This window comes from Aureibaculum marinum, assembly GCF_003813905.1.
GTDB classification, from domain to species: domain Bacteria; phylum Bacteroidota; class Bacteroidia; order Flavobacteriales; family Flavobacteriaceae; genus Aureibaculum; species Aureibaculum marinum.
The window spans coordinates 144517-159385 of the sequence record NZ_RPFJ01000003.1 but is presented as its reverse complement, the minus strand read 5'-3'; the positions used below and the strand labels follow the sequence as shown (position 1 = coordinate 159385).

Here is a 14869-nt window from a genome sequence, read left to right as displayed (position 1 = left end):
CATTATTTTTGATAGGAATTTGAATATTGATAATTTAAACAATTATGATTTTAGAAATGAAAGTCCCTTCACCGGGCGAATCGATTACCGAAGTAGAAATAGCCACTTGGTTGGTAGAAGATGGTGATTATGTAGAAAAAGATCAGGCTATTGCAGAGGTAGACTCTGATAAAGCAACATTAGAGTTGCCTGCGGAGGAAAGTGGTATCATTACATTAAAAGCAGAAGAAGGTGATGCTGTTGCCGTTGGTGCCGTTGTGTGTCTAATTGATACCAGTGCTAAAAAGCCTGATGGTGCTAGTCCACAAAAAGAAGCTGCAAAAGAAGAGCCAGCTAAAAAGGTAGAAAAAACTGTGGAAATTGAAAAGAAAGAAACTTATGCTAGTGGAGCAGCTTCACCAGCAGCTAAAAAGATATTAGCAGAAAAAGGAATTTCTGCAACTTCCATAAAAGGAACTGGTAAAGATGGAAGAATTACAAAAGATGACGCAATTAAAGCCACCCCAAGTATGGGGTCACCTTCTACAGGTGGCGTAAGAGGCTCTGAGCGTAAAAAATTATCAATGTTGCGTCGTAAAGTTGCAGAGCGTTTAGTGTCTGTTAAAAATGAAACTGCAATGCTTACTACTTTTAACGAAGTAGATATGAAACCTATATTTGATTTACGTAATGAATATAAAGAGGCTTTTAAAGAAAGACATGGGGTTGGTTTAGGGTTTATGAGCTTTTTTACCAAAGCTGTAGTAAGAGCATTACAACTATATCCTGATGTTAACTCTATGATTGATGGAGACTATAAAGTTTCTTATGATTTTCAAGATATTTCAATTGCAGTTTCTGGACCTAAAGGATTAATGGTGCCTGTAATTAGAAATGCGGAAAATTTAACATTTAGAGGTGTTGAAGCTGAGGTTAAACGTTTGGCTATACGTGCTAGAGAAGGAGAAATTACAGTTGATGAAATGACTGGAGGTACTTTTACTATTACAAATGGTGGAGTATTTGGCTCAATGTTGTCTACTCCAATTATTAATCCACCTCAAAGTGCTATTTTAGGTATGCATAATATAGTAGAAAGACCTGTAGCCATAAATGGGGCAGTTACAATTAGACCAATTATGTATGTAGCCTTGTCTTACGATCACCGAATTATAGATGGTAGAGAGTCTGTTGGGTTTTTAGTAGCAGTTAAAGAAGCGTTAGAAAACCCTGTAGAATTGCTTATGGATGGAAATCCTAAAAAAGCTTTAGAGATGTAATATTACATTTATAGATGTAAAAAGCCCAAAATTCTAATGAATTTTGGGCTTTTTATTTTTTAAAATCTAGCAAGGTCAACTTCTTTACTTAAATTTTTATTATTTTCTAAATGATGGTAAAGTTGATAAGCCATTTTTGGAGCTAACATTACACCTCTTGTGCCTAACCCGTTTAAAATTGCCAGTTGAGGATGTTTCGGGTGTTTGCCTATTATTGGTCTTCTATCTTTTACAGTAGGCCTAATTCCTGCTTTCTGATTTATAACTTTATAGGGTACAGTAATAATTTTTTGTAATTTAGTCTCCAAATCTCTTTTGGCCTCCAGTGTTGGTTTTAATGTTTTATCTTTCCAGTTAAAAGTTGCACCTACTAAATAATTGTCATTATCTAATGGCATAATAAATACAGAAGATTTTATAATAGATTTAATGTTGAGATTAGGGGAGTGGATGGTTAGCAATTCACCTTTCGCTTCTTTTAATGGTACTGTTTTGAAATAAGGATTTTTAACCACACCAAAACCTTCACAAAAAACAATTTTTTTTGAAGTGATATTATTGTATTGTATTAAATCACCAGTAAAACTAATTTTAGAATAATCAAAACGTTCATTTAACAACTGATTAGTTTCTTGTAAATAGGTTCTGTATGTATTTAATAATAGTTCAGTGTCAATTTTTCCAGTGTTTGTTATTTTACCAAATCCAAAAGGAGCATGAATACTTTTGTTTGTGTTTTTTATGATTTTAGGAATCATATAATTACTAAAAAAAGGTTTGTCACAAGCATTAAACCAATTATTTTGCTCTTCAACCGAAGTAAAAATTCGATAAATATCTAATGGAGAATCTATTTTTACTTTTAATTTTTTTTCTAAAGTTTTATAAAAGGGAATTGCAATTTCCAATTGATCAAAAGCATCCCAAACAGGAGTAAATCGTTTTAAAATAACAGGATTATAAGCTCCACCTGCTACACGAGAAGAGTTTTGAGAATAATCTTCATAAATAATGAAAGATTTGTTATTACATTTCAATTCTTCAGCAAAAGCCAATCCTGCTAATCCAAGACCTACAATTATATAATCTACATTCATAATGTAAAGGTAATTATAAAAAGAAAAATTACCTATTTTAGAATAGGAAATGAAACACCAATTTTGACTTAAAAAGAGTTAATATATTTCTTTTAAACAAAAAAAAACTCCTACTCAATTAAGAGTAGAAGCTTTTCAGATATACTACAGTGAACTTATTAATAATTCCACATGTCTAGTTCTTTATTTCTGATATCTTCTTTTAGTCTATCAGCTTCTAGCACTTGGAATAATGCATTTCCTTTTATATATTCTGCAACATCTCTATTGCCATATATGTTCTCTTCTCTATAAATACTAGCAACAAAACGTCTAGCATTTAATAAGTGATCATAAGATAAAGGGAAAGCAGAATTTTTATTGTTAAACACTTTCATTGCGTGGGTTACTTCTCTAGCTCCAGGATACCATACCCAGAATAACTCTACAAGTTCATCCATTGACGTTTCTCCCATGCCCATAAAATTTACATCTGGTGCAACAGGTGCAATACCTAATAATCTGTATTTTAACTCACCTTGTCTTTTATCGAAATACCATACACCTTTGATTTTAAGTCCGGCAATATCACCAGCAGTTAAATCAACTCTATCTACATATTCGTCGGTAATTTCTTCACCAGCATTTAATAATTCTATACCAGCATCACTAGTGTCAACTCTAGATAAACGAGCTTGAATTTCTTTGAAAGTTAATTTGTTTTCAAAGTAAGAATCATCGTACACATCTGCAATTTCACCACTTTTGATACCTCTTAGTAAAGTGTCATAAAGAGATCTTCTACTAGAGCTAATGTTGTTTGTGTCTATTGGGTAATAGAATGGTAAATTAATTTTTTCATTCAAATCTATGTATTCCCATACAACTTTAGACCAAAGGATATCTCTATCATCTATATAACCGTAAGGTAATGGCCCGTCATTATCAGCTGCTAATTGTTCTGCTGTTTTCATCCCAATTTCTTCAGGAATCTTTGCGTTTAGCAAGTTAGCTTGTGCATATATTGAGTTTGTTGCCAAGACCACAACACACACTACTAAAAAACCTCTCCAATTCATAATATCTATTTTTTAATTTGTTAATTCTACAGTTAATGGTTGTACTTTCTTTAAGTAATAACCACTGTTACCTGTTAACGATGCTTTTACATCAAATATTGTAACCATATCGCCTTTTCTTGCTTTACTTAAAGCTCTTATAGCGGCTGCATTAAATTTAGTACCTTTAACTTTAACAGTTGGTGAACCGTCAACTTTTACACTAAATCCTGATACTCCAATTTTTAAATCAAACTCAAAGTCTGGAATAATAGCAGAGATACTCATTTTCTGTAAAGATGTCTTAGGCATTTTAACAACCCCATATTGGCTACCTCTTACTGCTGCAGAAGGAGCAGGGATGTCTTTAATTCTAAACGTTTGTCCAGAAGTTACAGTAGAACCATCAGGCAATTTACCAGTAACATTAATTTTAACTGAAGTACCTTTACCTGGATTCATAATGTATTTACCTAAACCACTTGCTTTACGTAAACCTGGAGCATTAGCCGTAATTGAATTGTCAGGAACACCTGGCATTGAGATTGTAATAGGGTTTGCAACACCTCTATACACAACATTCATTTTATCAGCTGAAATTACTGCACTGTTAGGTTTAGCAACTACTGCATATTTAGTGTTGATAGGTAGTCTAACTAAAGAATCACCTTCTTTAAATACAAACTCACCTTTTATGTCATTCTCACCAACATTACCAGCTGGGAAATCTAAAACAGCACCACCACCTTCAATGTTAGTGATTTCTTTACCATTTACAATTACTTTAGTTGGTTTTAATGTTGCGTCATATTTACCTAATACAATTTTACCTTTAAAGTTTGCACCTTGTAAAGTTGCAGGGTTGTCGGGTACTAAAATTGTAGTATAATTTCTCATTGATACGTCACTTTCTAATTGACCTTGTACCATTGCCATTAGCATCTCATTTTCAGTGGTTTTAATATCCGCTTGCATTTGAGTTAAGTTGGTAATCGTTGTAATTAAAGGAAAACCTTCAAAACGATTATTTATCCATGGTTGAGTACCTTCTCCGTCTTTTAATTTTTGATCAGACGTGTCAAATCGAACATTTACTTTTTCCGCAATATCTTTATAATCATCGCCTAAAATAGTAATAACTTCATTACGGTAAGTATTCAATTTGTCTAAGAATGTTTGACCTGCTTCGGTTAATGTTTCTCCTTTGAAGAAATATTCATTCCCAGCATTTTCACTATCCATTGTCTCATAGTTAGTAGGATCTTCAACACCAGCTAATAACTCTTCTTTCATTTTTTCAAGATGAGCATTAAAGTCTAATGATAAAGCTTGTACTTTTTGAGCATTGGTATTGTGTTCTGCATACTTCTCCGGTTGATCGGCTGCTTTAGTAGCCAAGTTAGCGTAAGTAGCTGCATTTTGTTTTTCCGCTGACACGTTAGATGCTGTCAGTTTTTCGTTCATGAAACCAAAAGCAGATAAAACTTGTTTTGACATATTCATTGCTAACATAGCGATAAATACCAAATACATTAAGTTAATCATTTTCTGCCTTGGTGATAATTTGCCTCCTGCCATTTTTTTCTAATTAGTTTTAATTAATAGTTGGGTTAAATTACTTATTACGTGCTAATTAGTTTCTATTAGACATTGCAGATAGCATACCTCCATAAACACCATTTAAAGATGATAAGTTCGTAGCTAAAGATTCCATTTGATCTTTAAGTCTTTCAGTATTTTCAGCAACAGCTTGACTTAATTCAGATTGTTTCGCTGCACTTTCGTATTGTACTTGATACAGACTGTTTAAAGATTCCATATTAGAAGCAGCTAAAGATAATTGCTCACTGTATTTACTTGTTGCGGCAACTGAGTTTGCTGCTGGAGCAATATTTTCTGCAGCACCAGCAAAGTTTTCAATGCTACTAGCTAATCTTCCCATTTTTTCAGAATCAAGGTTTGCTTCAGCTAACATATTATCTAATTTTTCTGATAACAAGCTTTCTGCATCTCCACCTCCTTTATTAGAAGCACGATCTGAGCTAGAACCACCTGCTAATTCAGGATATACTAAAGACCAGTCTAAGTCTTCTTCTACAGGTTCAAAAGCAGAGAAGAAAAATATTAATGCTTCTGTTAAAAGTCCGATAGTTAACATAACTCCACCTGTTAAAGGTCCGATACTAAAGTGTAAGATTTTGAATAATGCTCCTACTAATACAACAGAAGCTCCTAGTCCGTAGACCATGTTCATCAACTTTTTCTTTTTTAATGATTGTGCCATAATTTTTTTCTTTTTTTGGGTTAAATTTATTTATTAATTTTAGTTGGTTTACTCTAAACGTTTGTTATTACTAATTATTATTGTTTGTTATTTAATACTTTATAAATTTTATTAACTATTTATTACCTGAGTTAAGTATTATTTAACACCCATGTAATCTTGTACAGTTCTAAAACCTATATAGCTTCTTGCAGAATCTCCGTATTCATAATCTCTAGTACTTACTTCTAAGAAATAGGCTACATCTTTCCAAGATCCTCCACGGATAACTTTTCTTTTGTTATTGCTATCGTTTACATTAGGGTTCATAGTTGATCCTAAGTAGTATGAAGCTGGGTCGTATGCAGTATCTGTCCATTCAGACACATTACCTGCCATGTTGTAAAGGCCATAGTCATTTGGAGTATAAGATTTAGCTTCTATGGTGTATAATGCTCCATCAGCAGCATAATCACCTCTTTGTGGCTTAAAGTTGGCCATAAAACAACCTCTATCAGTTACTGTGTAAGGACCTCCCCATGGGTATTTAGCATATTCTAAACCTCCACGTGCGGCAAATTCCCATTCTGTTTCAGTTGGTAGTCTAAAGTTTGGTACTCTACCACCACCTTTTTTATTAGCTAAGTATCTGTTTTTCTTTTGAGTTCTAAAGTCACAGAAAGCTTTTGCTTGATACCATGTAACACCAACAACAGGATAATCATTGTAGGCTTGATGCCAGAAATAATCTTGATGCATTGGGTCGTTATATGAGTAGTTGAAATCTTTCACCCAAACGGTGGTGTCTGGATAAACTTCTACTACATTTTTTTTGATATAATCTTTTCTGTTGCTACTGTTTCTTGCAGCACCTTCTCTATCAAAAGTATAGTATAGGTATAATAATTTTTTTGTATTGATAATTCTTTTACCGTCAAAAACTTCAGTTATAGGAAGGTATAAACTGTCCATCGCTTCAGCATAACTAGCGTCTGGATAATCTGCTACATTCCAAATTAGTTCAGGTTCCCAATTTAAAGCTTTTCCTTCTGTTGGAGAGTTTAGGTCACCTAAGCTACCATAATTGTCCATCATGTACTTATAATATACATTGGCTGTAGTATCAGGTTCTGCAAATTTGTATTTTTGAATTCCATCGTCGCTAGATTTAGAAGGACCAGCATCTAAGTCAGCACTAGCAGCTCCAAAACCTTGTTCTTCAGCAAGAAGAGCTAATTGTGTTCTTACAATAGAATCTCTTACCCAAACGACAAATTCTCTATATTCAGCGTTGGTAATTTCAGTTTCGTCCATATAAAATGGTCTAACGGTTACTGTTCTAGATGGTGTATTAAGAGCACCGGCGATATCTTCATCAGTTTTACCCATAGTAAAAGCACCACCAGGAATTAAAGTCATACCTAATGGTTTTTCCGGGAAAAATTTCTTTTTTGATCTAACACCAGTTAGCTCACCTCTATCGCTGGAGCCGCAACTGGTTGCTAAAGCAAATACAGCAAGTAAAAAATAAACGGTTACTTTTCTCATAAATGTAAATTTAGTATCCCTTATATAGGGGAACAATACTATTTGTTTTATTAAAACTATTTTGATTAAAAACAATTTTGATTTCGTGGAATCACTTTAAGAACGCAAAAAAAATATTTTTAGTGTATAACTAATTTAATTTTCTAAAAGTTTTCCACCATCTTTCTGGAATAACTTGATTGCCCGCTCTTAAATAATCTTGATACGTACAGGGTATTAACGTACTCTTTGTAGTTTTATTATTAGGATGTTCAACTTCCATCCACCATCTATCACTTTTGTTGCTTTTGAAGAAATTAATTGTAGTATCTTCAATAGGGACGATGTATTTTTTATAATCTTTTTTAGAAGTAAAAGGATATTCGTTTGTTCTAAAATTATAGCCTTCTATAAAATACCATATTATTTGGGCTATCAAATGTGCTGTTTGATCTTTTTCATCTAATTTGGCATTGTATTCGTAAATTCCAAAAGAGGAAACCTTATCACTAATGCCTGCATATCTTGAAATTGCACAGATAGTTTCGCCATAAAAGCCATTAGGTACGGCATTGTTGTTGGCAGGAGCTTCTGCTCTTCGTATAGAACCTATGTCAATACTTACTACATCAGTGTCTCGTAAAACGGGTTCTACAATTTTTACATCACTAGCAATTTCACCAAGCCTGTAAGTATCGAAATATAATTTTTCTAAAAGGTCTATTTCTTCTTGAGAATTAAAATAAGTTTGATAACCAATATTACTATAATTAAATAGATTACAAGGTTTGTCTAAAATTATTCTATTTAAAAAAGAAGTAGAAGATATTTCATCTTCAAAATGTCCTAAATCAAATTTGGTGTCAACAGTAGTTAAGTTAACCATTTGTTCTAAATTATCGTAAGCACGATAATTGGCGTAGGTTAAATCTTGTCCGCCACCTAAAATTATAGGAATAATATTATTTTTTACTAAATAAGTTATTATTTCTTGTAATGCAAAGTAGGTATCTTCTTCGTTTTCGCCTTGTGGAATGTTACCTAAATCAATTATTTTAGAAAACCAATTTCCAGGAAACAATTGGTATAAATATTTTCGAATAACACTAAAGTCTTTTCCTGCACCGAAATTATCCTCAGCTCTTCTTCCTTCTAAAACACCAACAATAGCAATATGAGCTCCTTCTAATTCAGGCAATCCATTTTGTTTAGAATGGATGGTAATTTTTTTACCCAAAGCTTGGTTAGACAGTAAAGTAGCATGGGCTACAACCGCTTCTTCAACAGGATTTAAGAATTCGAAACTCATTGTTTAGTCTTGAAATTGAATTTTTCTAAATTAAGAATTATCTTAACAATTTTTAATTGAATTACTTTTTCTTTTTAACTGCTTTTTTTCTTGTTTTTTTCTTTGGGGTTTTCTTTTCAATAATTTCTTGCACTTCTTCTAAAGTTAATTTTTCTGCTTTAGTGGTTTTAGGCAATTCAATTTTTAGCTTTCCTTTGATAATATTAAATCTTCCCCAACGAGCTTTTTCTACTCGTATACCTTCTTCTTCCCAATGATGGATAAGTTTTTCTTTTTCTTTTCTCACTTTATCTTCAATCAACTCTTCTATATCTGCTTGAGATAAATTGTCGAAATCGTATTTTTTGTTTACGTTAATAAACATGTTGTTCCATTTTATAAAAGGACCAAATCTACCTACCCCTTTTTGCACAGGCAATTCTTTATAATGAGCTATCGGAGCATCAGCTTTTTGTTTCGCTTTTATAAGCTCTATGGCTCTATCCATATCAACAGACATAGGGTTTTCACCTTTGTCAAGAGAAATAAACTTTTTACCAAATTTTACATAAGGGCCAAATCTTCCATTATTCACAACTACTTCTTCGCCTTCATAGTCTCCTATGGTTTTAGGTAGTTTGAAAAGATCCATTGCTTCTTCATAGGTTACAGTTTCAATAGTTTGATCACCTTGTAAGCTTGCAAATTTAGGTTTTTCTTCATCGGTAGCTTCACCAATTTGAACCATGGCACCAAACCTACCTAAGCGTGCATATACATTTTTTCCAGACTCAGGATCTACACCTAAAAGACGTTCACCTTTTGCTCTTTCTGCATTTTCTGCAACATCTTTAACTATTGGATGAAATTTAGAATAAAAATCTTTAATCATAGAGGTCCAATCTTCTTTTCCTCTTGCTATTTCATCAAATTCTTCTTCAGCTTTAGCAGTAAATCCAAAATCTAAAACTGTTTTAAAGTGTTCTACTAAAAAATCATTTACAATTTTACCAATATCTGTTGGTACTAATTTTCCTTTATCAGAACCAACTTTTTCTGTCAATTCTTTTTCAGATAATTTATTTGACTTTAATTTTAATTCAGTATACTTTCTTTCTACACCATCTATTGAGCCTTTTACTACATATTCTCTACGTTGAATTGTAGATATTGTAGGTGCGTATGTAGACGGACGACCAATACCTAGTTCTTCTAGTTGTTTCACCAAAGAGGCTTCGGTAAATCTACCAGGAGGTCTTGTATAGCGTTCAGTAGCGGTGATGTAGTTGTTTTTTAATTTTTCGTTTAGTTCCAATTTAGGTAACATTCCTTCTTGTTCTTCATCTTCATTATCGGTACCTTCCAAATAAACTTTTAAAAATCCATCAAAAGTAACTACCTCTCCATTGGCAGTTAATATTTCTTTATTATTAGAATTACTGATTTTTACATTTGTACGCTCTAACTGAGCTTCACTCATTTGAGAAGCTAGAGTTCTTTTCCAAATTAAGCTGTACAATCTATCTTCATCTTTTCCTAAAGAGACTTCATGTAATGTCATATCAGTAGGTCTAATAGCTTCGTGAGCTTCTTGAGCACCTTTAGATTTTGATTTAAAGTTTCTTGGTTTACTGTATTTTGCACCGTAAGAGGCTGTTATTTCAGCTACAGCAGCCTTTTTGGCATCTTCAGATAAGTTTACACTATCAGTTCTCATATAAGTTATAAGACCAGCTTCATAAAGGCGTTGTGCCATTACCATTGTTTTGGCAACTGGAAAATATAACTTTCGAGATGCTTCTTGTTGTAAGGTTGAGGTTGTAAATGGTGCAGCTGGAGATTTTTTTGCTGGTTTTGTTTGTAAATCAGCTACTTTAAAATCAGCATTTATACAAGAGTTTAAGAATTTTTCAGCTTCTTTTCTTGTCTTAAAATTTTTTGGTAGTTTAGCTTTAAAGGTCATGCCTTCTTCATTACTAAACTCTGCATCAACTCTATAAGAAGCTACAGGCTTAAAGTTTTCAATATCACGTTCACGTTCAACAATTAAACGTACAGCAACAGATTGTACTCTACCCGCTGATAGTCCGCCTTTTACTTTTCTCCATAAAACCGGAGAAAGTTCATAACCTACCAATCGGTCTAAAACGCGTCTTGCTTGTTGTGCATTAACTAAATTGTAATTAATACCTCTAGGATTTGCAACGGCTTTTAGGATGGCATTTTTTGTGATTTCGTGAAAAACAATTCGTTTGGTGTTTTCTTCGTCTAATTTTAATTGCTCAAATAAATGCCAAGCAATAGCTTCTCCTTCTCGGTCCTCATCACTTGCTAGCCAAACAGTGTCAACTTTTTTGGCAAGATCTCTTAATTTTTTTACTACCGCTTTTTTGTCAGACGAAATAATATATTCAGGATTAAAATCATCATCAATATTTACCCCTAATTCTTTTGAGGGTAAATCGGCTATATGGCCATAACTCGATTCAACTTGAAAATCTTTACCTAAAAATTTTTCAATGGTTTTTGCTTTCGCAGGTGACTCAACAATTACTAGATTTTTTGCCATAGACTTGTATTGATAGTTAATAATTCAACTTTTTAAATCGTGAAAACTTATAAATTGAATACGAGTTTGAAAGTGCAAAAGTATATAGAATTTTTTAATATTATTTTTTTTAATCCATTAATCAACTATTTAATGTTGTTTTAGTGATGTTAAATTTCTGCCAAAATGACATATTGTTTCATTATTGGTTGTATATTTGCTCAGAAAATTTCGATTAAAATAAGAGTTAAAAAGTTTCCATTTTATTTCTTGTTTGAAATTAGAATAGTAGAGAATTGTTTAGGGAAAGGTTAGTTTTATAGAAAATGCATACAGAAAAAATTATAGAAGAAAATAAGCAAGGAAAACCTTTAGTTACTGAAAATAATGAAGGTAATGATAAAAAACTTTTTATAGAAAGTTATGGTTGTCAGATGAATATGAGCGATAGTGAGATTGTGGCTTCAATTTTAGCGAAAGAAGGTTTTAATACTACTCAAAAGTTGGAAGATGCAGATTTAGTTCTTGTAAATACTTGCTCAATTCGTGATAATGCAGAGCAAACTGTTAGAAAACGTCTCCAGTATTATAACTCTGTAAAAAGAGTAAATCCGTCTATGAAAGTTGGAGTATTAGGGTGTATGGCTGAGCGTTTAAAATCTAAGTTTTTAGATGAAGAGAAAATTGTTGATTTAGTTGTTGGTCCTGATGCTTATAGAGATTTGCCTAATTTGGTTGAAGAAGTTGAAGCAGGGAGAGATGCTATTAACGTAATTTTGTCTAAAGAAGAAACTTATGCAGATGTGTCTCCTGTACGATTACAATCTAACGGGGTTTCAGCATTTGTTTCTATAACTAGAGGGTGCGATAATATGTGTACGTTCTGTGTTGTACCTTTTACAAGAGGTAGAGAGCGTAGTCGTGATCCGAAAAGTATTATTGAAGAAATTAGAGACCTAAAGCAAAAGAATTTTAAAGAAGTAACTTTACTTGGTCAGAATGTAGATAGTTATCTTTGGTATGGAGGCGGACTTAAAAAAGATTTTAAAAAAGCTTCTGAAATTGCTAAAAGTACTGCTGTTGATTTTGCTCAATTATTAGATTTATGTGCAACTGAATTTCCAAAAATACGATTTAGATTTTCAACTTCTAATCCTCAAGATATGAGCTTAGATGTATTGCACACCATGGCAAAACATGAAAATATCTGTAAATATATTCATTTGCCTGTTCAATCAGGAAGTACAAAGGTTTTACAGCGAATGAACCGTCAGCATACAAGGGAAGAGTATATGGAATTAGTAGATAATATTCGTAAAATAATACCAGAATGTTCATTATCTCAAGATATGATAACCGGATTTTGTGGAGAAACAGAAGAAGATCATCAAGATACATTATCGTTAATGGAATATGTAAAATATGATTTCGGATTTATGTTTGCTTATTCAGAAAGACCAGGAACATTAGCAGCCAAAAAATTTGAAGATGACGTTCCTCTTGAAGTGAAAAAAAGACGATTGGCAGAGGTAATTGCTTTACAACAAGAGCATTCTCATTACAGAACAAAACAACATTTAGGTAAGGTAGAAGAAGTACTTATAGAAGGTACTTCAAAGAAAAATGAAAATGAATGGAAAGGTAGAAATACACAAAATACCGTAGTTGTTTTTCCTAAAGAACACTATAAACTTGGTGATTTTGTAAATGTAAAAATTGATTCGTGTACTTCAGCTACGTTGATTGGAACTGCTGTTGGGTACTCTAAGAATAACTAAACATTTTTGTTTACAAGGTTTTTAAACTTAGTTACATTTTTTTAGAATAGAATTGGTTTAAAAGCGTATACATTAATACTAAATGAGTCCCTTTTGGGACCAATAAGACACCCTAAATTAGGGCATAATTATGGAAAACTTACAAACCATAAAACAGCGTTTTGGCATTATCGGTAATGATATGCAATTAAATAGAGCGTTAGAAAAAGCTATTCGGGTAGCACCTACTGATATTTCGGTATTGGTGACTGGAGAAAGTGGAGTTGGTAAAGAATTTATACCTAAAATTATTCATCAACTATCACATAGAAAGCATGCTAAATATATTGCGGTAAACTGTGGGGCTATTCCAGAAGGTACGATTGATAGTGAATTGTTTGGTCACGAAAAAGGCTCATTTACTGGAGCAACACAAGCCCGAAATGGATATTTTGAAGTAGCAGATGGAGGTACTATTTTTTTAGATGAAGTAGGTGAATTGCCATTAACAACACAAGTTAGATTGCTCCGGGTATTGGAGAACGGAGAGTTTATAAAAGTAGGTTCATCTCAAGTTCAAAAAACCAATGTAAGAATTGTTGCTGCTACCAATTTAGACATGATTGATGGTATACAAAAAGGTAAATTTAGAGAAGATTTGTATTACCGATTAAGTACAGTTGAGATTAAATTGCCTGCCTTACGTAAACGTAAAGATGATATTCATTTGTTATTTAGAAAGTTTGCATCTGATTTTGCTCAAAAATATAAAATGCCAACCGTTAGGTTAACAGATGAAGCCATTAGGATTTTAAAAGATTACTCATGGAAAGGGAATATTCGTCAATTACGTAATATTACTGAACAAATTTCTGTTATAGAGCAAAAGAGAGAAATTTCAGCTCAAACCTTAAAAGGTTATTTGCCAGATTATAGTTCTAATTTTCCAGCTCTTGTTAACAAAGAATCTCAGAATAGTGATTTTGCTAATGAACGTGAAATCTTATATAAAGTTCTGTTTGATATGCGTAACGATATAACAGACTTAAAAAAGCTAACCATGGAGTTGATGCAAGGAGGAAAAGTAGATCATGATAATATTGAAAATACACAGCGTCTAATTCAGAAAATTTATGGTGATTCTAATGATGAAGAAAGTTTAGTTGAAATTATTTCTCCACAAAAAAGAGAAAAATATCAAGAAGAAGCACATTCGTTTAATGATAATTATCAAGATGCAGAAACGGTAGAAGAATCTTTGTCTTTACAAGAAAAGGAATATGAAATGATAAAAAAAGCATTAGAAAGAAATCAAAATAAAAGAAAATTAGCAGCTAAAGAATTAGGAATATCAGAACGGACGCTTTATAGAAAAATAAAACAGTATGATTTGTAATCATATTCGTAAGGAATGACAATTAAGAAATAATATATAGATGTAATTATGTTGAGATTTATATATTTACATCTTGAAATTAATAACAAAATTGTTGAAGGGTGTTTTTTGAAGAGAATTTGGAGATACTTTTAATTAAAAGATAATTCTGATATTAGCAATTCTAAACGCATTTTTTAGAAAAGAAAAATAATAAATGAACAAAATAGTTATCGCATTTCTGTTTATTATCATAACTATTCAAAGTTGTGGTGTATACTCTTTTACAGGAGGTAGTACTGGAGATGCTGAAACCATACAAATAGATTATTTTCCTAACAATGCAGTTTTGGTAGAACCTACCTTAAGCCAAAAGTTTACAGATGCTTTACGCGATTTGTTTACACGTCAGACCAATTTAAGCTTAACAACCAGTAATGGTGATTTGCATTTTGAGGGAGAAATAATTGATTATAAGGTAATTCCTATTACAGCAACAGCAGATCAAACGGCGGCACAAAATAGGCTAACAATAGCAGTTCGAGTACGGTTTTACAATAAATTGGTTGAAGAAGATAATTTTGAAAAAACATTCTCTTTTTATTCTGATTTTGACGCAAGTTCTCAATTAATAGGAAGTGTATTAGAAACTGCATTAGAAGAAATTTTTGAACGATTGACGCAAGATATTTATAATGCTTCTGTAGCAAAATGGTAA

Annotated in this window: 11 protein-coding genes; 4 read left to right on the top strand and 7 right to left on the bottom strand. The window is 32.4% G+C overall.

Going from position 1 to position 14869, the window contains the following annotated elements:
- The first annotated feature begins 44 nt into the window (after positions 1-44).
- On the top strand, positions 45-1259 hold the full coding sequence (gene odhB / locus EGM88_RS03650) for a 2-oxoglutarate dehydrogenase complex dihydrolipoyllysine-residue succinyltransferase (protein ID WP_123896616.1): 1215 nt from the start codon (positions 45-47) through the stop codon (positions 1257-1259).
- A 59-nt stretch (positions 1260-1318) separates the two neighbouring features.
- Here odhB and EGM88_RS03645 read toward each other — a convergent pair whose 3' ends face one another.
- From EGM88_RS03645 to topA, 7 genes are all read right to left on the bottom strand, one after another.
- Positions 1319-2356 (bottom strand): NAD(P)/FAD-dependent oxidoreductase, encoded by a 1038-nt coding sequence (locus EGM88_RS03645; protein ID WP_123896615.1) that lies wholly within the window; start codon positions 2354-2356, stop codon positions 1319-1321.
- Between the two features lie 158 nt (positions 2357-2514).
- Positions 2515-3414 carry a type IX secretion system ring subunit PorN/GldN gene (porN, locus tag EGM88_RS03640; protein WP_123896614.1) on the bottom strand — a complete coding sequence of 300 codons (900 nt, stop codon included), beginning with the start codon at positions 3412-3414 and terminating at the stop codon, positions 2515-2517.
- A 12-nt stretch (positions 3415-3426) separates the two neighbouring features.
- A complete protein-coding gene (porM, locus tag EGM88_RS03635) occupies positions 3427-4971 on the bottom strand; it encodes a type IX secretion system motor protein PorM/GldM (RefSeq protein ID WP_123896613.1) in 1545 nt (514 codons plus the stop codon).
- Positions 4972-5026: 55 nt separating this feature from the next.
- Entirely contained in the window at positions 5027-5677 is a 651-nt protein-coding gene (porL, locus tag EGM88_RS03630; RefSeq protein WP_123896612.1) for a type IX secretion system motor protein PorL/GldL, read from the bottom strand.
- Positions 5678-5815: 138 nt separating this feature from the next.
- Positions 5816-7204: a T9SS ring complex lipoprotein PorK/GldK gene (porK, locus tag EGM88_RS03625; RefSeq protein ID WP_123896611.1), complete on the bottom strand. Its 1389-nt coding sequence runs from the start codon at positions 7202-7204 to the stop codon at positions 5816-5818.
- Positions 7205-7334: 130 nt separating this feature from the next.
- Complete coding sequence (locus EGM88_RS03620) at positions 7335-8492, bottom strand: formimidoylglutamase (RefSeq protein ID WP_123896610.1); 1158 nt, start codon at positions 8490-8492, stop codon at positions 7335-7337.
- Between the two features lie 61 nt (positions 8493-8553).
- A complete protein-coding gene (gene topA / locus EGM88_RS03615; RefSeq protein ID WP_123896609.1) occupies positions 8554-11040 on the bottom strand; it encodes a type I DNA topoisomerase in 2487 nt (828 codons plus the stop codon).
- A gap of 305 nt (positions 11041-11345) precedes the next feature.
- On the opposite strand from topA, the gene miaB reads away from it, so the two are divergent.
- The 3 genes from miaB to EGM88_RS03600 all read left to right on the top strand — a co-directional run bounded on the left by miaB (position 11346) and on the right by EGM88_RS03600 (position 14869).
- Positions 11346-12797 carry a tRNA (N6-isopentenyl adenosine(37)-C2)-methylthiotransferase MiaB gene (gene miaB, locus EGM88_RS03610; protein ID WP_123896608.1) on the top strand — a complete coding sequence of 484 codons (1452 nt, stop codon included), beginning with the start codon at positions 11346-11348 and terminating at the stop codon, positions 12795-12797.
- A gap of 130 nt (positions 12798-12927) precedes the next feature.
- On the top strand, positions 12928-14172 hold the full coding sequence (locus EGM88_RS03605; RefSeq protein ID WP_123896607.1) for a sigma-54 interaction domain-containing protein: 1245 nt from the start codon (positions 12928-12930) through the stop codon (positions 14170-14172).
- A gap of 196 nt (positions 14173-14368) precedes the next feature.
- Positions 14369-14869, top strand: a complete 501-nt coding sequence (locus tag EGM88_RS03600; RefSeq protein WP_123896606.1) for an LptE family protein — start codon at positions 14369-14371, stop codon at positions 14867-14869.